Genomic DNA, 23,493 nt, shown 5'->3' on the forward strand with positions numbered 1-23,493 from the left:
GAGCGGAACCCATATCAGCCATCACCCAAATAACGGATATGTACTCACCCCAGGGTCCGTAACAAAACCGTCATCCCCCTGGGCTAGGCTCGCGGGCTCGAACGCCCCACGAGTCCCAATTCCATGTTCAAAGGCCTGCTCTACGCCGCGCTGCTGTTCACCCTGACGGCCCACGCCGAAACCTGGCCGCAGAAGGATTGGTCCCAAGGCCAACCGCTAACCGGCCCGGCCGCCCAAGCCCTGGATGACTACGCCTTCCCACCCCGCGACGACACCACCCGCAAAGGCGTCCGCACCGACGCCTTGCTGGTCATCCGCGACGGCCAGATCATCTACGAACGCTACGCCGCCCCCACCACCGCCAGCACCCCGCACCTGACCTGGTCCATCAGCAAAAGCCTGATGGCCACCGTGCTCGGCGTGGCCTTCGGCGAAAACCGCTTCAAACTCACCGACCCCGCCGCGCGCTTTTACCCGCCGATGAAACAACACCCCGGCGTGACCATGGCCGACCTGCTGCACTGGGCCTCGGGCCTCGACTGGCAGGAAGACTACGAATACGCCCCGCTGAAATCCTCGGTGGTCGCCATGCTCTACACCCGCGGCCACCACGACATGGCCGAGTTCGCCGCCGACACCGCGACCTCCAGCGCCCCCGGCCAGGCATTCCGCTATTCCAGTGGCGACAGCAATATCCTGTCCGCCACCCTCAAGGGCATGCTCGGCCACAAGGCCTACGTCGACTACCCATGGACCGCCCTGTTCCAGCCACTGGGCATCCGCAACGCCACCTGGGAAAGCGATGCCGAGGAAACCTTCGTCGCGTCCTCATATGCCTACCTCACCGCCCGCGACCTGGCCCGTGTCGGCCTGCTGATGCAGCGCGACGGCCGTTGGGGCGAGCAACAGTTGCTGCCCAAGGAGTGGGTCGCGTTCAATCGCCAACCGTTCGACAAGTACAAGGCGGGCCAGGACGAAGCCGTTCCGGGCGGCCAATGGTGGCTCAACCGCGAAGTGCAGGGCGTCGCCAGACCCTGGCCGGACGCGCCCGCCGACACCTTCGCCGCCCTCGGCCACTGGGGGCAGGCGCTCTACGTGATGCCCGAAAAACAGCTGGTCATCGTGCGCTACGGTGACGACCGCGACGGCAGCTATCGCCACAACGAACTCCTCAAGCGCGTCCTTGCAGCGGTGCAACCATGATCCGCCGTCATCCCTTCATCAGCCTGTTGACCCTGCTGTTACTCGTGTTGCTCGGCTGGGTCTGGCACGAGCGGGTCAACCTGCAAGCCTTCCCCGACATCATCGCGGCCTACACCGCCAAGGAGTACTGCTCCTGCCGATATGTGGAAGGCAATCCCGCTGATTATTGCCAGGGTTATGTGAAGCAATACGTGCCCACCAGCGCCTTCACCGACAATCCGGAAAATCACCTCGTGACCGCCAGCGGCCTGGGCCGCACACACAGTACCCAATGGCTGGGCCAACGCGAGGGCTGCCGCCTCTTGCCCTAATGCAGCCACAGGTGGGGCTGAGGTTCCACAGGGTGGAACCACCTTTGATTGTCCTCCTGCGCACATCGCGGTTATCTGGCGGTGTGCAACGAAAAAGAACGGGAACACCCGCCTGCGAGGAGAATCACCATGAGCCCACACCAGCACATCCTGGATTGGCTGAGCGATGTCGCCAGCGACCTGCACGCCGTGCGTCAGGACATTCACGCCCACCCCGAACTGGGTTTTGAAGAAAACCGCACCTCCGCCCTGGTGGCGCAATCCCTGCGTAACTGGGGCTACGAAGTCCATACCGGCATCGGCCAGACCGGCGTGGTGGGTGTGCTGCGCAATGGCAGCAGCTCGCGCAAGCTCGGTATCCGCGCCGACATGGACGCGTTGCCGATCATCGAAAACACCGGCGCCAGCTACAGCAGCCAACACGCCGGCTGCATGCATGCCTGCGGTCATGACGGCCACACCACCATGCTGCTGGGCGCCGCGCGTTACCTGGCCGCGACCCGTCAATTCGACGGCACCCTGAACCTGATTTTCCAGCCCGCCGAAGAAGGCCAGGGCGGCGCCGAAGCCATGCTCGCCGACGGCTTGCTGGAGCGGTTTCCCTGCGACGCATTGTTCGGCATGCACAACATGCCGGGCTTGCCCGCCGGCCATCTGGGCCTGCGCGTTGGACCGATGATGGCCTCCCAGGACCTGCTCACCGTGACCCTCGAAGGCGTCGGTGGCCATGGCTCCATGCCGCACCTGACGGTCGACCCGCTGGTGGCCGCCGCCAGTATGGTCATGGCATTGCAGACCGTGGTGGCGCGCAATATCAATGCCCAGGAAGCCGCCGTGGTGACCGTCGGTGCCCTGCAAGCGGGCCAGGCGGCCAACGTGATTCCTCAGCAAGCACTGTTGCGTTTGAGCCTGCGTGCCCTGGATGCAAACGTGCGTGAACTGATGCTGGAGCGGGTCAAGGCGATCATCCTGACCCAGGCCGCGAGCTTCGGCTGCACCGCGCAGATCGAACATCGCCCGGCCTATCCGGTGCTGGTCAACCCTCCCGAAGAAACCGAATTCGCCCGCCAGGTCGGCGTCGCCCTGCTGGGTGAAGATGCCGTCGACGGCAACACCACCAAGCTGATGGGCAGCGAAGACTTCGCCTGGATGCTGCAACGCTGCCCCGGCAGCTACCTGTTTATCGGCAACGGCGTGTCGCGGCCGATGGTCCACAACCCCGCCTATGACTTCAACGACGACATCCTGTTGACCGGCGCCGCCTACTGGGGCGCGCTGGCCGAGAGCTGGCTCAAGCCCGCCTGACGACCTCTTTTTTCTGCCGCTGGACCCTTTTCCGACTGGTTGAATGGAGTGTTCCCATGCAGGCTTCAAAACAAGGTGTATCCCGCACCCGCCAAGTGGTGGCAGCGGTGATCGGCAACGCGCTGGAATGGTATGACTTCATCGTCTACGGCTTTCTCGCCAGCATTATCGCCCGGCAGTTTTTCCCCTCGGAGGATGAATACGCCTCGCTGCTGATGGCCCTGGCCACCTTTGGCGTCGGCTTCTTCATGCGCCCGGTGGGCGGGATTCTGCTGGGCATGTATTCGGACCGCAAAGGCCGCAAGGCCGCGATGCAACTGATCATCCGGTTGATGACCATCTCCATCGCCCTGATCGCTTTCGCCCCCAGCTATGCTGCCATCGGCATGGGCGCGCCGATGCTGATCGTGGTTGCGCGCATGCTGCAGGGCTTTGCCACCGGCGGTGAATACGCCAGTGCCACGGCGTTCCTGGTGGAGAGCGCGCCGGCCCATCGCAAGGGCCTGTACGGTTCCTGGCAGTTGGTGGGACAGTGCCTGGCGGTGTTCGGCGGCGCGGCGATGGTGGCGTTGGTCACGCACTTCTTCGAGCCGCAAACCCTTGAAGTCTGGGGCTGGCGCCTGCCGTTCATCTTCGGCTTGCTGATCGGTCCCGTGGGCTTGTGGATCCGCCGGCACATGGAAGACCCCGAGGAATTTATCGAGGCACGCAAACAGGCCAAGGGTGCGGCGCCGAGCTTGATGGACGTCATCCGCGATCACCGCCGCAGCATCCTTGTTTCGATGGGCCTGGCCTGTGGTGCAACGGTGTCGTTCTACGTGGTGCTGGTGAACATGCCGACCTTCGCCCACAAGAACCTCGGCCTGCCGCTGGACCAGGTATTGATGGTGCAGATGTTCGCGGTGGCGCTGATGACCGTGGTGATTCCGCTGTCCGGCCTGCTGTCGGATCGGTTCGGTCGGCGCCCGGTATTGATGGCGTTCACCCTGGCGTTTTTTGTGATGGTGTACCCGCTGTATGTGTGGGTCGCGGCGGCACCGTCCATTGAGCGTTTGCTGGTGATGCAGGTGATGTTGTGCACTGCCATCGGCGGCTTTTTCGGCCCGGCGCCGACGGCCCTGGCCGAGCAGTTTCCCATCGAAGTACGCTCCACCGGGGTGTCGGTGGCTTACAACGTGGCGGTGATGGTATTCGGGGGCTTTGCGCCGTTGATCGTCACCTGGCTCAGCAAGGTGCTGGGCACGCCGGTAGCCCCGGCATTTTATGTGCTGTTCGCTTGTGTCCTGACGCTGCTGGGCACTTACTGCATGCATGAGGCGCCACGGGCGAAACGACCGGCGCCGTTTTCCAGCGAGGTGAAACCTTGAGTATTGTTGAACTGGATGCCATCGAACTGTCTCGGGCGATCCATGCGCGGCAGGTGTCCTGCCATGAAGTGATGCAGGCGTATCTGGCCCAGGTCGAACGCTTCAACCCGACGGTGAATGCGCTGGTCTCGCTGCGCTCCCATGAGGACGTGCTGGCCGAAGCGGCGCAGCGTGATCGCGAGTTGGACCAAGGCCAATCCCGTGGCTGGATGCACGGCATGCCCCAGGCGATCAAGGACCTGGCGGCGACCCAGGGCCTGCGCACCACCCTCGGTTCGCCGCTGTTCGCCGAGCATGTTCCTCAAGAAGATGCGATCAGCGTGGCGCGGGTTCGGGCCAGTGGCGCGATCATCATCGGCAAGACCAACGTGCCGGAATTTGGCCTGGGCTCGCAGACCTACAACAGCGTGTTCGGCACCACCGGCAACGCCTATGACCCGCGCCTGGTGGCCGGTGGCAGCAGCGGCGGCGCGGCGGTGGCGCTGGCATTGCGCATGCTGCCGGTAGCGGATGGCAGCGACATGATGGGCTCGCTGCGAAACCCGGCGGCGTTCAATAACGTATTTGGCCTGCGTCCGTCCCAGGGTCGGGTGCCTCACGGGCCGGCGCCGGAGCTGTTCGTCCAGCAACTGGCCACGGAAGGCCCGATGGGTCGCAGCGTGGCGGATGTGGCGCGGCTGCTGAGTGTGCAGGCCGGCTATGACCCTCGGGTGCCGCTGTCGCTCAAGGAGGATCCGGCGATGTTTGGCGAGCCATTGCAGCGCGACTTCAAGGGTGCACGCCTGGGCTGGCTCGGGGATTACAACGGTTACCTGCCGATGGAAGACGGCGTGATGAGCCTGTGCGAATCGGCCCTCAAGGACTTCGCTGCGCTGGGTTGCGAGGTCGAGCACTGCCAACCGGAATTTTCTCTGGAACGCCTGTGGCAGACCTGGCTGGTGCACCGCCATTGGCTGATCCAGGGCTCCCTCGGCGCGGCGTACGCCGACCCGCAAAAACGTGCACTGCTCAAGCCGGAGGCGCAATGGGAAGTGCAGGGCGGATTGCAACTGAGTGCGGCGGACGTTTACCAGGCTTCGATCAACCGCAGCGACTGGTACCGCGCCCTCGGCAAACTGTTCGAACGTTACGATTTCCTGTTGCTGCCCACCGCCCAAGTGTTCCCTTTCGATGCACAACAAGCCTGGCCACGCCTCGTCGCAGGGCGCGAGATGGACACCTACCACCGGTGGATGGAAGTGGTAATCGGCCCCACGCTGGCCGGTTTGCCGAGCATGAACGTGCCGGTGGGTTTCAACCCCCAGGGTTTGCCCATGGGCCTGCAAATCATCGGCCCGGCCCAGGCGGACAGGGCGGTGTTGCAACTGGCATACGCCCACGAACAACTGACCCAGTGGGTGCAGCGGCGGCCGCCTGCTTGCCTCTCGACGACCGGCTGAGTCGCGACGGGCCTGTATCTTGCTGTGAAATCAGATCATCCATCGGCATCAAGGAGATCGACACATGGGCAGCGACGCCGAGACGGGAACCGTACGCTCAGTAGGGCGGGCACTGGCGATCATCGAATTGCTCGGCGAGCATCAGGCGCTGGGGCTGGAAGAGTTGCATTACCTGACTCACCTGCCCAAGGCCACGGTCTCGCGGATGCTGCTGACCTTGCAGGAACAGGGCTGGATCTATCGTGGCCTCAGCGACCGGCGTTATCGCCTGCGGGCCAGACGGTTGTTCGGCGACACCCAGCAACGCTTCAAACGCCAACTGGTGGAAAGCGCCGCGCCGTGTCTGCTGGACCTCAGCGAGCGCACCGGCCTGGTGGTGGACCTGTCGAGCTTCGACGGCGAACGCCTGGAGGTGATGGAAAGCGCGATCCCCACGGCGCTGCGCAAGCTCTACCCGAACAATTGCCAGATCGTCGGCCAGCACGCCAGCCTGTTTCATTCGGCCATGGGCAAGGCGTGCCTGTCGCAACTGTCGGCGGATGAAGTGCAGCGCCTGGCAGGCCGTGAGCATGTGGCGGAAGACGATCAATACCGGGCGTGTGAACAATCCCAGCACCAGGGGTTTGGCCAACGCACCGAAGGCTACTGGGAATACCCGGTGCGCCTGCCGTTCCTGATTCGCGCGGTGGCCTTGCCGGTGCGGGCCAATGGCCGGTTGGTGGGCAGCATGGCGCTGCATTGGCCGATGGATCAGGCACCGGTGGAACGGGTGCTGAGCCTGCACCTGGCCAGCCTGGAGTCGACGATTCGCGATGTGCAGGAAGCGTTGGCCTGAAATGCAGCTCATGTGGGAGCGGGCTTGCTCGCGAAAGCGGTGGGTCAGTTAATACATCAAGTGACTGACACACCGCGTTCGCGAGCAAGCCCGCTCCCACACAAGCCCGTTCCCACATTGGATTTGCGCCGCTCGTTACATTGCGCTTAAGGTTCGTCCAGGTTTTTCGCCCCACGAGTCTTTATGTCCCTGTTCAAACCCATGGCCTTCCTGCTGCTGGCCGCTGCCGCCGTGCCTGCCCATGCCGACTGGTACCTGGACAACGAGTCCTCGCGCCTGTCGTTCGTCACCACCAAGAACACCGACATCGCTGAAGTGCAGCGCTTCCTGGTGCTGCATGGCAAGGTCGACAGCAAAGGCGCGGCGCAGCTGGAAGTCGAACTGGAGTCGATCAACAGCGGCATCCCGCTCCGCGACGAGCGCATGCGCAATGAGCTGTTCGAGATCAAGACCTTCCCGGACGCGGTGATCAACGCGCAGATCAACCTGCAACCGATCAACGACCTGGCCCCCGGTGCGCAATACGAGTTGCGCCTGCCGCTGTCGGTGACGCTGCACGGCAAGACCCAGACCTACAGCGCCGAGCTGCTGGCGACCCGCCTGGATGATCGACGCTTCCAGGTGGTCACCCTGGAGCCATTGGTGGTGCACGCCGAGGATTTCGATTTGCTGCCGGGGGTAGCCGCATTGCGCAAGGCCGCCGGGCTGTCGCAGATCAGCCTGTCGGTGCCGGTGGGTGCGGTACTGATTTTCACGGCGCGCTGACATGAGCGGCGCAGTGTTCCCGTGGCGCAGCGCCAACCGTTTCGAGCTGATGGTCGACGGCCCGAGTTTCTTCCCGCGCATGCTGGAAGGTATCGCCCAGGCTGAGCAACAGGTGGCGCTGGAGCTGTATCTGGTGGAGGCGGGCGCGTGTGCCGAGGCGATGGTTCAGGCCCTGGTGGCGGCCGCCGAACGTGGCGTGCGCGTACGTTGCCTGTTCGATGACTACGGCAGCCTGGCGTTTACCCTGGGCCTGCGTCGGCGGTTGATCGACGCCGGGGTGGACCTGCGATTCTACAACCGCCTGAGCTGGCGCCGCTGGATGCGCAACCTCTATCGGGACCACCGCAAGCTGTTGTTGATCGACCAGACCATCGCCGTGGTCGGCGGCACCGGCGTGACGGATGAATTCTGGACGCCCGGGGAAGACACCGCCGATTGGCACGAAGTGATGGTGCAGATTCGTGGCCCGCTGGTGCTGGATTGGCAGGCGTTGTTCGACCGTCAGTGGCTGGCGAACGACGATCGTAGAGCCTGGAAACCGGCCACGCATTTTGGCCTGCCACGGTTGCCCAAGGTGCCAGCGACAGGACCGGGGCTGGGGCGTGTGGCCTATGCCGACGCCCGCCAGCATCGGGATATCTTGCAGTCACTGATCCGCGCGCTGAACAGCGGCCACCAGCGTATCTGGCTGGCCACGCCGTATTTCCTGCCGACCTGGAGCGTACGGCGTGCCCTGCGCCGGGCGGCGGGGCGCGGGGTGGATGTGCGTTTGCTGTTGACCGGGCCACGTACCGATCACCCGTCGGTGCGGTATGCCGGGCACCGTTACTACCCGCGTTTGCTCAAATCCGGGGTGCAGATCTTTGAATACCAGCCGTGCTTCCTGCACTTGAAAATGGTGCTGGTGGACGATTGGGTGAGCATTGGCTCGTGCAACTTCGATCACTGGAATCTGCGCTTCAACCTGGAAGCGAACCTGGAAGCGTTGGACCCGGAATTGACGTTGGCAGTGGTGGGGAGTTTCGAGCGGGATTTTGCCCTGAGCCAGGCGGTGAGCCTTGAGGCATGGCAGTCGCGGCCATTGTGGCGGCGGGTGAAGCAGCGGGTGTGGGGGTGGATTGATCGGTTGGTGGTCAACCTGCTGGACCGCCGCGGCTAGCCAGGACACTGAGATCAAATGTGGGAGCTGGCTTGCCTGCGATGCAGGCACCTCGGTACTTCAGATGCACCGAGGTGATGCAATCGCGGGCAAGCCCGGCTCCCACACAAGCCAGCTCCCACACTGACCGGGTTTACAGCGTTAGATCAAAGCAGTTCGAAGCTCTGCTGCTTCACATCCTGGGAATCCAACCCGATCTGCACATTGAACTCGCCCGGCTCAGCCGCAAACTTCAGCTGGGTGTTGTAGAACTTCAAGTCTTCCTCGGTGATGGTGAAGTGCACCGCGCGCTCTTCGCCCGCCTTGAGCATGATCTTCTGGAAGTTCTTCAATTCCTTCACCGGGCGGATCATCGAGCCGGCCACGTCCTGGATATACAGCTGCACCACGGTTTCGCCATCGACCTTGCCGGTGTTTTTCACCACCACGGTGGCGTCGAGCTTGCCGGTCTTGTTCAGGGTGGTGGACGACAGCGCCATGTCCGACAGGCTGAAACTGGTGTAGCTCAAGCCGTAACCGAACGGAAACAGCGGCCCGGTGGTGTCATCGAAGTACTGCGAGGTGTAGTTGCCCGGCTTGCCCGGAGTGAACGGCCGGCCAATGCTCAGGTGGTTGTAGTAGGTCGGAATCTGCCCCACCGAACGCGGGAAGGTGATCGGCAGCTTGCCCGACGGGTTGTAGTCACCGAACAGCACGTCAGCGATAGCGTTGCCGCCTTCGGTGCCGGCGAACCAGGTTTCCAGGATTGCGTCAGCCTGTTCGTTCTCCTCGACAATCGACAGCGGACGGCCGTTCATCAACACCAGCACCAGCGGTTTGCCGGTGGCTTTCAAAGCCTTGATCAGGTCGCGCTGGCTCTGCGGGATGTTCAGGTCGGTGCGGCTCGACGATTCGTGGGACATGCCACGGGACTCGCCCACGGCGGCCACGACCACATCGGCGCCTTTGGCGGCCTTGACGGCTTCGTCGATCATGTCCTGGGACGAGCGCGGGTCATCCACAACTTCCGGGGCATCGAAGTTCAGGAAGTTGAGGTAGTCGACGACTTTCTTGTCGTTGGTGATATTGGCGCCACGGGCATAGATCACCTTGCCCTTGTCGCCGATCACGGCGTTCATGCCGTCCAGCAGGGTCACCGATTGCGCGGGTTTACCGGCAGCGGCCCAGCTGCCCATCATGTCGATTGGCGCCTTGGCCAGCGGGCCGACCAGGGCGATGGTCGCGCTCTTTTTCAGCGGCAGGGCGTTGTTCCGGTTTTTCAGCAGCACCAGGCTGCGGCGTGCCACGTCACGTGCGTCGGCGCGGTGCAGGCGGCTTTCGGCGTAGGTGTCGACCGGGTCATCCTCGGCCTTGCCGATGCGCAGGTACGGGTCGGCGAACAGGCCCATGTCGTACTTGGCGCCGAGCACTTCGCGCACGGCGTTGTCGATGTCGCTCTGTTCGATCTCGCCGGACTTCAGCAGGCCTGGCAATTCCTTACCGTAGAGCGAGTCGTTCATGCTCATGTCGATCCCGGCCTTGATCGCCAGCTTGGCGGCTTCACGCCCGTCCTTGGCCACGCCGTGCTTGATCAGCTCGAAGATCGCACCGTGGTCGCTCACGGCCAGGCCCTTGAAGCCCCAGTCCTTGCGCAGCAGGTCGTTCATCAGCCAGGTGTTGGCGGTGGCGGGTACGCCGTTGATCGAGTTCAGCGCAACCATCACGCCACCGGCGCCAGCCTTGATGGCGGCGTGGTAGGGCGGCAGGTAGTCCTGGTACATCTTGACCGGGCTCATGTCGACCACGTTGTAGTCGCGACCGCCTTCCACCGCGCCATACAGGGCGAAGTGCTTGACGCTGGCCATGATGCTGTCGGCCTTGGCCGGGCTGCTGCCCTGGAAGGCCTTGACCATCACTTCGGCAATGCGCGAGGTCAGGTAGGTGTCTTCGCCAAAGCCTTCGGAGGTACGGCCCCAGCGCGGGTCGCGGGAGATGTCGACCATCGGCGCGAAGGTGATGTCGAGGCTGTCGGCGGCAGCTTCCTGGGCGGCGATGCGCCCGGAGTGGCCGATGGCGTCCATGTCCCAGCTGGAAGCCAGGGCCAGGCTGATGGGGAATATCGTGCGGTGGCCGTGGATCACGTCATAGGCGAAGAACATCGGGATCTTCAACCGGCTGCGCATGGCTGCGTCCTGCATCGGACGGTTTTCCGGGCGGGTTATCGAATTGAAGGTGCCGCCGATGCGACCGGCGGCGATTTCCTTGCGGATCAGTTCGCGGGGCATTTCGGGGCCGATGCTGATCAGGCGCAATTGGCCGATCTTCTCATCAAGGGTCATCTGCTTGAGCAGGTCACTGACGAAGGCGTCCTTGTCCTTGAGCACTGCGGGCTTTGTTTCGGCTAATACGGAATGAGTGGCCAAACTGACAACAAGGCCCAGCAAACACAGCTTCTTCATGAAAATCCTTTCTCGCAGCCTTGGGACCGGAGAGCGTCTATTGTTGTTCGGGTGTTGTTCAGATAAATACCGCACACTTCTGAACTCTTATTGGCGCTGGGCATCTTTTAGCTGATTGGCACGATGCAATCCAGTGGGTGGTGGCGGATTATGCCCTAAGCCCGTGGCTAACGCGTCAGTCGGTAAATTTCATAGGTTTGGCAGGAGAAACACCATGCAAGCAGCACAAGGTTACCGTTGGGGCTGGAAGGCCGTGGCATTGATACTGGTGAGCACCGTGCTGAGCGGTTGCGGCATCAACAAGATCCCGACCCTGGACGAACAGGCCAAGGCGGCCTGGGCCCAGGTGCAGAACCAGTACCAGCGGCGCGCCGACCTGATCCCCAACCTGGTGGAAGTGGTCAAGGGCTACGCCGCCCATGAACAGGACACCCTGACGGCCGTGATCGAAGCGCGGGCCAAGGCCACCTCGATCCAGGTGGACGCCAGCACCCTCGACAATCCCGAGAAACTCAAGCAGTTCCAGCAAGCCCAGGACGGTTTGAGCGGTGCACTCAGCCGTTTGATGGTGGTGTCCGAGCGCTACCCGGACCTGAAGGCCAACCAGAACTTCCTGGCCCTGCAATCGCAGCTTGAAGGCACCGAAAATCGCATCGCCGTGGCCCGCCGCGACTTTATCCAGGCAGTGCAGGCCTACAACACCGAGATCCGCACCTTCCCTGGCCGCCTGTGGCACAGCGTGATGTACAGCGACTTGCCGGTCCGCGCCAACTTCGAGGCCACGAGTGCCGATGCCGATAAAGCGCCGCAAGTGAAATTCTGATGGGCAAGCGCGCTTGGCTGATGGCGGCGGTGCTGCTGGCCTTCAGCCTGACCGCCCAGGCCGCCCTGAATTTCCCGGCCCTGACCGGACGGGTGGTGGACAACGCCCAGATGATCGACCCGGCCGTGCGTGCGCAGCTGACCCAGCAGTTGCAGGCGCTGGAGCAGACCAGCGGCGACCAGATCGTGGTGGTCACCGTGCCCGACCTGCAAGGCGTGCCCATTGAAGACTTCGGTTATCAACTGGGCCGCGCGTGGGGCATCGGCCAGAAGGGCAAGGACAACGGCGCCCTGCTGATCGTCGCCCGGGATGAGCACAAGATTCGCATCGAAGTGGGTTATGGCCTGGAAGGCGTACTCACGGATGCGCAATCCTGGGTGATCATCAACCAGGTGATCGCCCCGGCGTTCAAGGCGGGCAACTACAGCAAGGGCATCAGCGACGGCGTGGCGGCGATGCTGCAGGTGGTGGGCGGCGATCCGCTGGCCGTACCGGCGCATGTGTCCGAGGCCAACTTCGCCAAGCAAAACCCGGGCATTTCCATTGGCCTGTTCATCCTGTTGCTGGCAGTGTTGTGGCTGTGCAATCGCATGGGCCTGCCCGTTGGCGCTATCCTGCTGGCGATTCTCAGCAGCAGCGGTCGTGGCGGCGGGGGAGGCGGTGGTGGCGGTGGCTTCAGGGGCGGCGGCGGTGGTTTCGGCGGCGGTGGCGCCTCGGGCGGCTGGTAATGACAATAACGAGAGAGCATCAACAACCATGGCATTACTGAGTCAATACGAGCAACGCCAAGTCGCCGAGGCGATCGCCCGGGTCGAGCAACAGACCGACGCCGAACTGGTGACCGTGCTCGCGGCCCGCGCCGACGACTACGCCTACATCCCGCTGTTGTGGGCCAGCCTGCTGGCGCTGGTGGTGCCGGGGATCATTCACTACCTGTCGGGCTGGTTGACCATGTACACCTTGCTGCTGGCGCAGTGGGGCACGTTCGTCGTGCTGTGCCTGGTGTTCCGTTTGCCCAGGGTCACCACGCGACTGATCCCGCGCTCGGTGCGCCATTGGCGCGCGTCCAACCTGGCACGGCGGCAGTTTCTCGAGCAGCACCTGCACCACACGCTGGGCAGCACCGGGGTGCTGATTTTTGTCAGTGAGGCCGAGCGGTATGTGGAAATCCTGGTGGACAAGGGGATATCCAGTCGCCTGGATGACAGCAGTTGGGATGCGATCGTCAAGGACTTCACCCGCCAGGTGAAGCAAGGCCAGACGTTGGCCGGGTTTGTGGCGTGTATTGAGGCTTGCGGGGAATTGCTCAGGGAGCACGTACCGGTGACCCACGCACGCAATGAGCTGCCGAATCGGTTGGTGGTGTTGGAGTAGTGTAAAATTCCCGGCATTCCCTGCCCGAGGCGTTTTTGTTCATGTCTGCCACCGCTAAACCTGCCAGCCCCGCGCCGGATCATCACGCGCAGTTCCTTGAACTGCTGAGCGCGAGCCTTGAGCAAAACGCCTTTATCAAGCTGGTGCTGGCCAAGTACGTCGGCACCGAGCCTGATCTTCAGAAGCTGATCATCAAGCAGCTGACGGTCAAGGATCAGCCTTGCCTGTCCTTCGTCTATCGCTACAAGACCCGCGACATCACCAAGAACTTCTCCCTGGCCGACGGCGTGGCGGCAATTGCCGAATTGTTGCCGGCGGCGTTCAAGAATGCGCACCTGCTGTCGGTGACCGACGAAGCCCAGCTGGAATACAGCAAGAAGAACAAAAGCTCACTGTTCAAAAGCAAGCCGCAGCAACTGCGCGAAGCGCCGTCTGCCGAGCACAACCGCGAGAAGAATCGCTTCCTGGACCTGACCCGGCCCTTTCTCGCCGACCTTGGCGTGACCAACGCGAAACACGAGCTGATCCCGGCGATGTCGCGCAAGTGGAAGCAGATCAACAAGTTCATCGAAGTGTTCAGCCATGCGCTGACCACCTCGCCGCTGAAGCTGGACCAGCCGGTGCGGGTCGCGGACTTTGGTTCGGGCAAAGGTTACCTGACGTTTGCCATCCACGACTACCTGCGCAACACCCTCAACGCCGAGGGCGAAGTCACCGGCGTGGAACTGCGCGAAGACATGGTGACCCTGTGCAACAACGCCGCCGCCCGCCTGGACCACCCGGGGCTGGTGTTCAAGTGCGGGGATGTGCGCAGCGTCGCGCCCAGCGAGCTGGACGTGATGATCGCCCTGCATGCCTGCGACATTGCCACCGACTACGCGATTCACACCGGCATCCGCTCCGGTGCGTCGATCATCATGTGCTCGCCGTGCTGCCACAAGCAGATTCGCCTGCAGATCCAGAGCCCGGCGCTGCTCAAGCCGATGCTGCAATACGGCCTGCACCTGGGCCAGCAGGCGGAAATGGTCACCGACAGTTTGCGCGCGTTGTTCCTTGAAGCGTGCGGCTATGAGACCAAGGTGTTTGAGTTCATCTCGTTGGAGCACACCAACAAGAACAAGATGATCCTGGCCGTGAAGCGTGCCGAGCCGGTGGACAACGCTCAACTCCTGGAGAAAATCCAGGAGCTCAAGGCGTTCTACAACATCACCGAACATTGCCTTGAAACCCTGCTGCGGTCGGACGGTTACCTCGCCTGAGTACGACGCAAATCAAAAATGTGGGAGCGGGCTTGCTCGCGAAAGCGGTGTGTCAGTCACCTGATGTATCAACTGATCCACCGCATTCGCGAGCAAGCCCGCTCCCACATTAGATCGCGCTAGCCTTGGGAGCTGGCGCAGGCTTCACGCTGGTCTTGCGCCCCAACATCACCGTCACAATCACCCCGCAGGCAAACAGCCAGGTAATCGGCTCGATGTGTTCACCAAAAAACAGCGCCGAAAACGCGATGGTGAAAAAGATCTGCAACAGCTGAATCTGGCTGACCCGGGCGATGCCACCCATGGCGAGCCCGGCGTACCACGCAAAGAACCCCAGGAACTGCGAAAACAACGAGACATAACCAAACGCCCACCAGGTGCGCATGGAAATCGGCCCTTCGTGTTGCAGCGCCAGGTAGGCCACCGGCCCGATCAATACCGGCGTCGACAGCACCAGCGCCCAGCAGATTACCTGCCAGCCGCCCATTTCCTTGGCCAACCGGCCGCCTTCGGCATAACCCAGGCCACCCACGGCAATCGCCCCGAGCATCAACAGGTCACCCGCCTGGATGCTGCCGGCTCCGGTGATCAACGCGTAACTCAGCACCAGCGCACTGCCCAACGCCGCGCAGGCCCAGAAGGCCTTCGACGGCCGTTCATGGGACAGCCACGCCGCATACAGCGCCACGCACAGCGGCTGCAACCCGTTGACCAGCGCGCCATGGGACGCGGGCAAGGTTTGCATGGCCCAGGCCGACAACACCGGGAAACCCAGGATCACCCCGGCAATCACCAGCGTCAGCCCGCGCACCTGGCGCCAGGTGGGCCAGCGCTCACGGCGCCACAGCAACAGCGCCGCCGCCGGCACCGCCGCGAACAACGCCCGGCCCAGGCCATTGAGCAACGGGTGGATTTCCTGCACCACGATACGGGTGAAGGGCAGGGTGAGGCTGAAGATGACGACGCCCAGCAGGCCGAGGGCCATGCCGGTATTTTCGCGGGAGCTCATGGAAGGAACCAGAATCGAATGGGCCGGAAGTGGACGTTCATCTAGCCACAAAGCCCGGAAAACGCGGGCCTACAGCTGGGTGCGGATTTATCCGTACAGTTTTGAACGGGCGACTCGGTTCATGTGGGAGCTGTCGAGCCTTGGCGAGGCTGCGATGGGATCAACGCAGTTTACCTGCCAGGCCGAGGTGTCTGCATCGCGCGCAAGCCCGGCTCCCACACAAGCCGGGGTGCTGATGTAGTAGCGGGCCATTACCCGGATCAAGCCTGCGGGTCTATCTTGGCTACTCCTGTCTGCCCAACCGTTCAACCGGAGGAATGTCCCATGGCCGCGAAAAAAATCCTGATGCTGGTCGGCGATTACGTCGAAGACTATGAAGTGATGGTGCCGTTCCAGGCGCTGCTGATGGTGGGGCATACCGTGCACGCCGTGTGCCCGGACAAGTCCGCCGGCCAGACCGTGCGCACGGCGATCCACGACTTCGAAGGCGACCAGACCTACAGCGAAAAGCCCGGGCACCTGTTTGCCCTGAATGCGGATTTTGCCAAGGTGAACGCTGCCGACTACGACGCGCTGCTGGTGCCGGGTGGCCGTGCCCCCGAGTACCTGCGGCTGAACGAAAAGGTCCTGCAACTGGTCAAGGATTTCGATCAGGCTGGCAAACCCATCGCCGCCGTGTGCCATGGCGCGCAACTGCTGGCGGCTGCCGGGATCCTGGAAGGCCGCGAGTGCAGCGCCTACCCGGCGTGCGGGCCGGAGGTACGACTGGCGGGCGGTACGTTCATCGATATCCCGGTGACCGACAGTCACGTTCAAGGCAATCTGGTAACGGCCCCGGCGTGGCCGGCGCACCCAAGCTGGCTCGCGGGTTTCCTCGGGCTGCTGGGCACCAAAATCACCCTGTAAAGCGGAGGTCATCGCCATGTGCGAGCTGTACGTCAAGGCCGACCCGATTCTGTACGAATCCCGCTCGCGCTCCCTGCGCATCTGCGGCGTGGTGACCACCGTGCGCCTGGAAAACCAGTTCTGGGACATCCTCAGCGAGATCGCCGAGGTGGATGGCATGACCACCAATCAACTGATCGCCAAGCTGTATGAAGAAGTGATGGATTACCGCGGCGAAGTGGTGAATTTTGCTTCGTTCTTGCGGGTGAGTTGCACGCGGTATTTGAGCAAGCAGCGGGTTCACGCCCCAGAGCTCAGCCTTGTGAATACAAGAAATGGCGCGCAGAAGATCTGAATGTGGGAGCGGGCTTGCTCGCGAAGGCGGTGTGTCAGGTAACTCATGTACCGACTGATCCAGCGCTTTCGCGAGCAAGCCCGCTCCCACATTGATTAGGTGGGGTCAGAAGAACCGCGTCACACTGATCTTCGCATCCCGGCCCTTGGTGTAGGCGCGGTCGCCGCTCAGGGCCGGTCGAAAGTTGTTGTTGAACAGGTTGTCTACGGTGAAGTTCACCTCGGTACCCTTGAGGTAAGCCTGTTGCGGCTTCCAGCTGGCGAAGAGGCCCTGGGTGTTGTAGCGCTTGTTGCCGTACTGGTCGTAGAACAGGTCGCCGATGCTGGTGCCCGGGCCGCCGGAATACTTGTCGCTCGGCAGGCGGCTGGTGGCGCCGATGAACTGCCCTTGCCAGCCCACCCGCATATCCAGGCTCGGGATCTTGGTGCCGAGCACCACCACCCATTTGGTTGGCGGAATGTCCCGCGCCCAGACGTCCGGCCCCCACGGGTTGGTGTAGGCGCCTTCATGTTTGCCGGTGGTGTAGGCGAACGATACCGAGCCGAACACGTAGGTGGAGTCATAGAAACTCTCGGCCTCGAAACCCTTGATGGTCATGCCGCCGATGTTGCGGTAGTTGGACATCGCGCCCGGCGGGCAGGCGCTGGAAATCGTTCCGCCGTTGACCGCCTGGTTCTGGCAGCCCACGCCTGTGGCCTTGAAGATTTCGTCCTCGACCTTGTTGTGGAACAGCGTGGTACGCAGTTGCAGGTTGTCGCCGTGGGCGAACACATCGGCGAAGCTGGTGACGTTGCCCAGGGTGATGGAGGTGATGCGCTCCGGGTCCAGGTCCAGGCTGGTGGCGGTGCGGCTGCCCAGGCCCTGGACTTCATACTGCTCGTCGATCACTGGCGCACGCCAGGTGCGGCTCCAGTTGGCGAACATCGCCACGTTCGGGGTGATGGTCCAGTACGCCGCCAGGCGTGGCGACCAGCCGGTGTAAGTGCGGTCGCTGTAGTCATGGCCGATGGCCGGGTCCGGGTTGCTGTAGTACGGCGCGTCGTTGGCCTCGCCGCGGTTGCGCACATGGTCATAGCGCATCGACGGGGTAATGGTCACATCGCCCAGCGTCACCGCGTCCTGGATAAAGAAGCTGTTGGTGTCGACCTTGCCATGGGGCATGAAGCCCGGCTGGAAGTGCCCGTAGTTGTATTTCGGGGTGTTGTAGGTGGCGCCGGGCATCCACATTTCGGTTTCCCGGGTGTGCTTGCGGATTTGCACACCGGTGGTTACCGCGTGCTGCAACGCACCCGTGGAAAACAGGCTGACGTTGCGTACGTCGAGGTTCTTGTCGTTATAGGAGGTGTCCATCTTGCGCCCGCCGGTGGCCAACTGGAAAAACGCCGTGGCGTCGCGCTCGTCGGTCTGGTCGGTATTGGATTCGGAGTACTTGATGGTCAAGTCCACCAGCGGGTTATTCATCGGCTGGTATTCGTACTTGCCGGACCAGGTGGTGTCGACGGTATTGCGGTTGGCCAGGAAGCGTTTCAGCGCGGCTTCGTAGCCATAGCGGTCGATGTTGGCCTGGGTCGGCGGCGTCGGGTAGCTGGCGGCAGAGAAGGGCGTCCAGCGCTGGCTGTTGGAGCGCGAATACGACAGACCCAGGCTTTGCTCATCGGTGAAGTGAGCATTGAACTTGAACAGTTTGCCGTCCACATTCTGGGCGCTGTTGGGCAGGCGCTTGGGGTTGATCGGGTACTGGTTGTTGTCGTTGGGCAGGGTGGCAGCCAGTTTCATGTCGCCGCCGTCGCGCTGGGTCAGGTAGGCCAGCGCGTCGAAGCGGCCGTCATCGGTTCGCCCGTAAACGGCACTGCTGTAGACCTGCTCATGGTCGTTGCTGGAGTAGCCGTATTTGAGCATGGCACCGCTGTTGCGCCCGTCCTTGAGCAGGTCCGGGGCATCCTTGGTGGTCATGTTGACCGTACCGCCAAAGCCGCCGTTGCCGCTGAAGGGCGAGTTGGGGCCTTTCTCCACTTCGATGCTCTTGATCAGCTCGGGCTCGATAAACACAGTGCCCTGCTGGTAGCGCTCAAAACCGCTTTTGGTGGCGCCATCGACGGTCAGCGGCACGTCTTCGGCGTCGCCGAAACCACGGATGTTGATGGTCTGGCCACCGGGCTTCAGCGAGCCGCCCTGGCTGATGCCGGGCAAGGTTTGCAGCAGGCTGGGAATGTTGTTGGACTGGTAGCGGTCGATGTCCGCCTGGGTCAGGGTGGAACGGCCGACGGTGGTTGAGTCGACCTCGCTGCCGGTGCCGATCACGCTCAGGGCGTCGAGCTGGATAGCGCTGCTGTTGGTGGTCTTGCCCTCTTCGGGGCGTACCACGTAAGTGCTGCCGACCTTGAGCAATACGAACTCGCCGTCCTTGAGCAGGGTGCGAATCGCCACTTCCGGTGTGAAGTCGCCATTGAGGGCTGGCGCCTGGATATTTTTCAGCAGCGCTTCATCGAACAGCAGCTGGATTTTCGCCTGCTGCGCCACCTGGCTCAGGGACGTGGCCAGGGACTGGGCCGGCAGTTGCAGCTTGAACGACTCGGCCTGGGCACTCAGGCTGAAGGCCAGGCAGGCGGCAATGGCGGTGGGTCGAAGAAACAGGTGCTGAACGTGGCAAGGCGCGCGAAACATGAAATCCCCCGGAGTAGCCAAATGGCCAGAAAGGTGTGCGTATCAAACGCAGACCCGAGGAAGACGCGGCAGGAAAAATAATCCTCACATGCGAATGCAAAATATTCTCAAATAAGAATTCCGCGGGCTATTTGCGCGGTTCGATCCTGATATTGCCGTCGGCCAGGGCCACGGTTTTCACCGGCAACAGTGCCGGCAGGGCGTTGAGCAGGGCGTCCGGATCATTCACGTCCAGATTGCCCGAGACCTTCAGTTGCGCCACCGCGCTGTCCACCAGCAACGGCGCCTGGGGCCGGTACAGGCTCAACTCGTCCATCAGGCTGGCCAGTTCGCGATTACGAAACGACACGTGGCCGCCGCGCCAATCGGCGACCTCGCCGGCAGTGAGGGTTTGCTGCTGCAGCGTGCCCTTGGCATAACTGAACGTAGCGCGCTGATCGGCGCCGAGCAGGGTGGCCGGCAGCCTGGCATCCGGATCGAACGCCACTTGCCCATGGGCCACGCTGACCACCAACTGCTGCTTGCTGCGCCGCACATCGAAGCCGGTGCCGACCACCCGCACATTGGCTTCACCGGCCTGCACGAACAGCGGTCGTTCCTTGTCGGGCGCCACCTCGATATACAACTGGCCCTGATCCAGATGCACGATGCGCTGGTGACTGTTGAAGTCCACCCGCAGGCGCGTATTGGCGTTGACGTACAAGGTGCTGCCGTCAGGCAAATGCATGGTGCGCATTCCTTTGGCATGGGCCGCGACCTGGGCGTGGAACAGTTCGCGTGGGGCGCCGATGTTGCTCGTCAGCACGGCACACACCAGGGCGGCAGCCACCGCCAGGGCCGGGCGCCACACGGGTGGTTTGCGCACGGGCAGCGGTGTCGGTTTGTTCAGTTGCTGCAACTGCGCCAGGTCGGCCCACAGCTGTTCGAATTCCGCATAGGCGCGGGCATTGGCCGGCTCGGACTGCCAGGCGGCAAACGCCTTGCGGTCGGCGCGACCGGCGTCATTGCGGTTGCGCGCAAACCAGCTGGCGGCCTGGGCATCGATGGAGTCGCTGGCCTCGATGTCACAGGTGTCGATGTCGCTCAGGCGGGTCATTCTGGCTGCTCCTTGCCCTGTTCTTGTTGAAGTCGCTGCTTGCAATGCAGCAAGGCAAAAGCGATGTGCTTTTCCACCATGCTGACCGAAACGCCCATGCGCTCGGCGATCTGCGCCTGGCTCAAGCCTTCGAAGCGGTGCAGCATAAGGGCTTCTCGTCTTCTCGGCGAGAGTTCAGAGAGGACTTCTTTCAACTGTTCCAGGCGTTGCAGGCGTTGCGCGGCGGCCATGGGATCGTCTCGCGAGTCGCTGACAGGTTCGGCATCCAGTTCGGCCTGTTGCTGGTGGACGGTGTGCCGCACCTTTTGTTTGCGCCAGTGATCGCGCAGCAGATTGCGCGCCATCTGGAACAGAAACGCCCGTGGCTGCTCGACCTGAGCCCGGTCGCGGTAGTCCAGCCATTGGGTGAAGACATCCTGGGTCATGTCTGCCGCGTCGCTGGCGTTGTCCGTGCGTTTACGCAGGAAATGCAGGATATCTGCATAAAACCCGCGAAAGGCATCGGCCGACAGCGGGTCGGGCTTGGGACGAGACATGGATATCCTTCTTGATGAAGCACGACGTGGAAAAGTCGTGAATGATATCGAGAATTATTGTCATTTGTCTCTATTGAAAATCCAAGGTTGGATGCGGACTAAATGTGGGAGCGGGCTTGCTCGCGAATGCGGTGAGTCAGTCGACCTATTAATTGACTGACCCACTGCCTTCGCGAGCAAGCCCGCTCCCACATTTGGATTGCGTTTCAGCGCAACAGGGTCAGTAGCTCTTGCAACTGAACACGGCCTGCCTCAGCCAGCGGGAACACCGGCAGCCGTGGATCCCCCGACTCCAGGCCCGTCAGCCGCAAACCGGCCTTGATCGTCGCCGGCAAGCCACCTTTGAGGATGAAATCCAGCAACGGCAACTGGCGATAAAACAGCTCCCGCGCTTTCTCCAGGTCATTGGCCAAAACGGCTTCATACAAATCCAGGTTGAGCTGAGGAATCAGATTCGGCGCGGCCGTGCACCAACCTTTCGCGCCCGCCGCAAACGCCTCCAGTGCCAGCGGATTGCAGCCGTTGTAGAACGGCACCTGGCCCTCGCTGCGCCGGTGCAATTGGTGCATGCGCTGAATATCCCCGGTGCTTTCCTTGACCATGGTCACGTTGTCGACGCTGTTGACGATGCGCAGGATCAAGTCCACCGACATGTCGGTGCCACTGGTGGCCGGGTTGTTGTAGAGCATGATCGGCACGCCGATGCTGTCGCCAATGGCCGCATAGTGGGCGAGGATTTCCGCCTCGCTGAGTTTCCAGTACGAGGCCGGCAATACCATTACCACGTCCGCGCCGTGGGCCTCGGCAAACTGCGCGCGACGCACGGCCTTGGCGGTGGTCAGGTCGGAGACGCTGACGATGGTCGGCACACGCTTGCCCACCTTCTGGATGCTGTAGGCGGCGACTTCATCCCACTCTGCATCACTGAGATAGGCGCCTTCGCCGGTGCTGCCCAACGGTGCGACAGCGTGCACGCCGCTGTCGATCAGGCGGTCGATCGAAAGGCCCAGGGCGTCGAGGTCAAGGCGCTGGCCGTCCGCGCTGAACGGGGTGATGGTGTAGCCGATAATGCCGTGAATAGAAGGGCTGGACATGGAAAGGTCTCCGGTCGAAAAAGGGTTTCAGTTCAGGCAATCGGCGTGTTGGCGCAGGTTCTGCCGAGCGTAGTAGTTGAACGCGGCGCCGTGGCGCTTGGGCTTGGAAATCCAGTCATGGGCTTCGCGGCCCAGTTCCGGCAGGATCGGCTTGATCGTGCCGGCGGCCATCGCCAGCAGCTGCAACTTGGCCGCGCGTTCGATCAACTGTGCGATCACACAGGCTTCCTCGATGCTCGCCCCAGTGGACAATTGGCCGTGGTGGGAAAGCAGAATCGCGCGTTTATCCCCCAGGGCAGCGGTGATGATTTCACCTTCTTCGTTGCCCACCGGCACCCCGGGCCAGGCTTCGAGGAATGCGCAATCTTCGTACAACGGGCAGAGGTCCATGTGGGACACCTGCAACGGCACTTCCAGCATCGACAACGCAGCGATGTGGGTCGGGTGAGTGTGGATGATGCAGTTCACGTCCGGGCGACCGCGGTACACCCAGCTGTGAAAACGGTTGGCCGGGTTGGGCATGCCATGGCCTTCCAGCACCTCCAGGTCTTCATTGACCAGCAACAGGTTGCTGGCGGTGATCTCATCAAAACCCAGGCCCAGTTGTTGGGTGTAGTAGGTGCCAGGCGTCGGGCCGCGTGCGGTGATCTGCCCGGCGAGGCCGGAGTCGTGGCCGTTTTCGAACAGGATCCGGCAGGTCAGCGCCAGCTTTTGCCGGTCGGTCCACGTATTATCCGCCAGGGTGTTTTGCATCTGGGTCAGCGCCTGCTTGACCAGTTGGTCTTTCGGGAGTGCTAATGTCTTGGCCATATCAGTGTCCTTGTTCGTCGCAAATGACACTAAAGAGACTATATGACACAAAGTGTCATTAGCAAGCATTCATCATCGCCTCTTTAATGGATTAACCGCTGCGCATGTCTATCCGTTTGAAAATATTGAGAAAAAAACTTGGTGTGACGTTGGAGTCGCTCGCGGAAAAATCCGGGATGACCAAGAGTTACCTGTCGAAAGTCGAGCGGGGGTTGAATACGCCGTCGATTGCGGCGGCGCTGAAACTGGCCAAGGCGTTGAATGTGAAGGTCGAAGAATTGTTCAGCGAGGACAATGTCAGCCTCGACAGCTATAGCCTGGTGCGCAGCCACGAACGGCAGGCGTTGTCGGGCACCGATGCGTCACCGGGTTACGCGGTGTTGGCGCATCAGGTCAGTGAGCGTAGTTTGTTGCCGTTCATCATTTACCCGCCGGCGGAGTTCACCGACAAGACCTTCAAGGAACATTTGGGGGAGGAGTTTTTGTTTGTGCATGAAGGTCAGGTTGAGGTGGATTTCATGAGCGAGCGGGTGGTGTTGAATCGGGGGGATGCGTTGCATTTCAATGCGCAGAAGCCGCATCGGATTCGGTCGGTGGGGGAGGTTCAGGCGCAGCTTTTGGTGGTGGTGCATAGTGCTGAGGGGTGATGGTGGGGGTGGGGGCATATCCGTTATTTGGGTGATGGCTTATATCGGTTCCGCTCTTACAGCGGCTCACTTTTGAAGAGCGCAAAAGTAAGCAAAACGCTCTTGCCCCACCACTCGGC

At 62.2% G+C, this 23,493-nt stretch carries 22 protein-coding genes; 15 read left to right on the top strand and 7 right to left on the bottom strand.

All coding sequences use genetic code 11. The features are described 5' to 3' along the window. Positions 1-123: 123 nt before the first annotated feature. The 8 genes from HX811_RS31110 (at position 124) to HX811_RS31145 (ending at position 8,384) form a co-directional block, all read left to right on the top strand. A complete protein-coding gene (locus HX811_RS31110; protein ID WP_177048743.1) occupies positions 124-1,203 on the top strand; it encodes a serine hydrolase in 1,080 nt (359 codons plus the stop codon). After that, on the top strand, positions 1,200-1,514 hold the full coding sequence (locus HX811_RS31115) for an amidase (RefSeq protein WP_177048744.1): 315 nt from the start codon (positions 1,200-1,202) through the stop codon (positions 1,512-1,514). Before HX811_RS31110 ends, HX811_RS31115 begins: the two co-directional genes overlap by 4 nt. A 129-nt stretch (positions 1,515-1,643) precedes the next feature. Further along, positions 1,644-2,819: a M20 aminoacylase family protein gene (locus HX811_RS31120; protein ID WP_177048746.1), complete on the top strand. Its 1,176-nt coding sequence runs from the start codon at positions 1,644-1,646 to the stop codon at positions 2,817-2,819. Positions 2,820-2,875: 56 nt separating this feature from the next. After that, positions 2,876-4,186, top strand: coding sequence for a citrate-proton symporter (locus HX811_RS31125; RefSeq protein WP_087692639.1), 1,311 nt, complete (start codon positions 2,876-2,878; stop codon positions 4,184-4,186). Then, positions 4,183-5,625 carry an amidase gene (locus tag HX811_RS31130; RefSeq protein WP_177048748.1) on the top strand — a complete coding sequence of 481 codons (1,443 nt, stop codon included), beginning with the start codon at positions 4,183-4,185 and terminating at the stop codon, positions 5,623-5,625. Before HX811_RS31125 ends, HX811_RS31130 begins: the two co-directional genes overlap by 4 nt. Before the next feature lie 64 nt (positions 5,626-5,689). Beyond that, the gene (locus HX811_RS31135; protein WP_177048750.1) at positions 5,690-6,460 is read left to right on the top strand and encodes a helix-turn-helix domain-containing protein; all 771 of its coding nucleotides are present in this window, start codon (positions 5,690-5,692) and stop codon (positions 6,458-6,460) included. A gap of 183 nt (positions 6,461-6,643) precedes the next feature. Next, entirely contained in the window at positions 6,644-7,225 is a 582-nt protein-coding gene (locus HX811_RS31140) for a YceI family protein (protein ID WP_177048752.1), read from the top strand. A gap of 1 nt (position 7,226) precedes the next feature. Then, complete coding sequence (locus tag HX811_RS31145; protein ID WP_008430889.1) at positions 7,227-8,384, top strand: phosphatidylserine/phosphatidylglycerophosphate/cardiolipin synthase family protein; 1,158 nt, start codon at positions 7,227-7,229, stop codon at positions 8,382-8,384. Positions 8,385-8,530: 146 nt separating this feature from the next. Here the strand turns inward: HX811_RS31145 and bglX are convergent, their stop codons facing one another. Continuing rightward, on the bottom strand, positions 8,531-10,822 hold the full coding sequence (bglX, locus tag HX811_RS31150) for a beta-glucosidase BglX (protein WP_177048754.1): 2,292 nt from the start codon (positions 10,820-10,822) through the stop codon (positions 8,531-8,533). A gap of 214 nt (positions 10,823-11,036) precedes the next feature. Between bglX and HX811_RS31155 the strand changes: the two genes are divergently transcribed. The 4 genes from HX811_RS31155 to HX811_RS31170 are packed head-to-tail and all read left to right on the top strand — an operon-like array spanning position 11,037 to position 14,278. After that, a complete protein-coding gene (locus HX811_RS31155) occupies positions 11,037-11,645 on the top strand; it encodes a LemA family protein (protein WP_003209150.1) in 609 nt (202 codons plus the stop codon). After that, positions 11,645-12,373, top strand: coding sequence for a YgcG family protein (locus HX811_RS31160; protein WP_003209148.1), 729 nt, complete (start codon positions 11,645-11,647; stop codon positions 12,371-12,373). Before HX811_RS31155 ends, HX811_RS31160 begins: the two co-directional genes overlap by 1 nt. 28 nt (positions 12,374-12,401) lie before the next feature. Then, positions 12,402-13,019: a TPM domain-containing protein gene (locus HX811_RS31165; RefSeq protein WP_177048764.1), complete on the top strand. Its 618-nt coding sequence runs from the start codon at positions 12,402-12,404 to the stop codon at positions 13,017-13,019. Positions 13,020-13,060: 41 nt separating this feature from the next. Then, on the top strand, positions 13,061-14,278 hold the full coding sequence (locus tag HX811_RS31170) for an SAM-dependent methyltransferase (protein WP_087692636.1): 1,218 nt from the start codon (positions 13,061-13,063) through the stop codon (positions 14,276-14,278). 109 nt (positions 14,279-14,387) lie between these two features. Here the strand turns inward: HX811_RS31170 and HX811_RS31175 are convergent, their stop codons facing one another. Continuing rightward, the gene (locus tag HX811_RS31175) at positions 14,388-15,287 is read right to left on the bottom strand and encodes a DMT family transporter (RefSeq protein WP_003209142.1); all 900 of its coding nucleotides are present in this window, start codon (positions 15,285-15,287) and stop codon (positions 14,388-14,390) included. A 324-nt stretch (positions 15,288-15,611) separates the two neighbouring features. Here HX811_RS31175 and HX811_RS31180 point away from each other — a divergent pair, with 324 nt between their 5' ends. Next, on the top strand, positions 15,612-16,193 hold the full coding sequence (locus tag HX811_RS31180; RefSeq protein WP_102606425.1) for a DJ-1/PfpI family protein: 582 nt from the start codon (positions 15,612-15,614) through the stop codon (positions 16,191-16,193). 16 nt (positions 16,194-16,209) lie between these two features. Beyond that, positions 16,210-16,527 carry a ribbon-helix-helix domain-containing protein gene (locus tag HX811_RS31185; protein ID WP_003209138.1) on the top strand — a complete coding sequence of 106 codons (318 nt, stop codon included), beginning with the start codon at positions 16,210-16,212 and terminating at the stop codon, positions 16,525-16,527. A 105-nt stretch (positions 16,528-16,632) separates the two neighbouring features. Here the strand turns inward: HX811_RS31185 and HX811_RS31190 are convergent, their stop codons facing one another. The 5 genes from HX811_RS31190 to HX811_RS31210 form a co-directional block, all read right to left on the bottom strand. Continuing rightward, positions 16,633-19,191, bottom strand: coding sequence for a TonB-dependent receptor (locus HX811_RS31190; protein WP_134325865.1), 2,559 nt, complete (start codon positions 19,189-19,191; stop codon positions 16,633-16,635). 127 nt (positions 19,192-19,318) lie between these two features. Then, complete coding sequence (locus HX811_RS31195) at positions 19,319-20,287, bottom strand: FecR domain-containing protein (protein WP_177010033.1); 969 nt, start codon at positions 20,285-20,287, stop codon at positions 19,319-19,321. Further along, entirely contained in the window at positions 20,284-20,823 is a 540-nt protein-coding gene (locus HX811_RS31200; protein ID WP_087692632.1) for an RNA polymerase sigma factor, read from the bottom strand. Before HX811_RS31200 ends, HX811_RS31195 begins: the two co-directional genes overlap by 4 nt. 206 nt (positions 20,824-21,029) lie before the next feature. Next, positions 21,030-21,917, bottom strand: coding sequence for a dihydrodipicolinate synthase family protein (locus tag HX811_RS31205; protein WP_177048767.1), 888 nt, complete (start codon positions 21,915-21,917; stop codon positions 21,030-21,032). Between the two features lie 27 nt (positions 21,918-21,944). Then, entirely contained in the window at positions 21,945-22,727 is a 783-nt protein-coding gene (locus HX811_RS31210) for an aldolase (RefSeq protein ID WP_003209128.1), read from the bottom strand. Between the two features lie 104 nt (positions 22,728-22,831). Between HX811_RS31210 and HX811_RS31215 the strand changes: the two genes are divergently transcribed. After that, a complete protein-coding gene (locus tag HX811_RS31215) occupies positions 22,832-23,374 on the top strand; it encodes a helix-turn-helix domain-containing protein (RefSeq protein WP_003209127.1) in 543 nt (180 codons plus the stop codon). Positions 23,375-23,493: the final 119 nt, after the last annotated feature.

Origin of the sequence: Pseudomonas sp. F8002 (assembly GCF_013385495.1) — a bacterium.
Lineage (GTDB): Bacteria > Pseudomonadota > Gammaproteobacteria > Pseudomonadales > Pseudomonadaceae > Aquipseudomonas.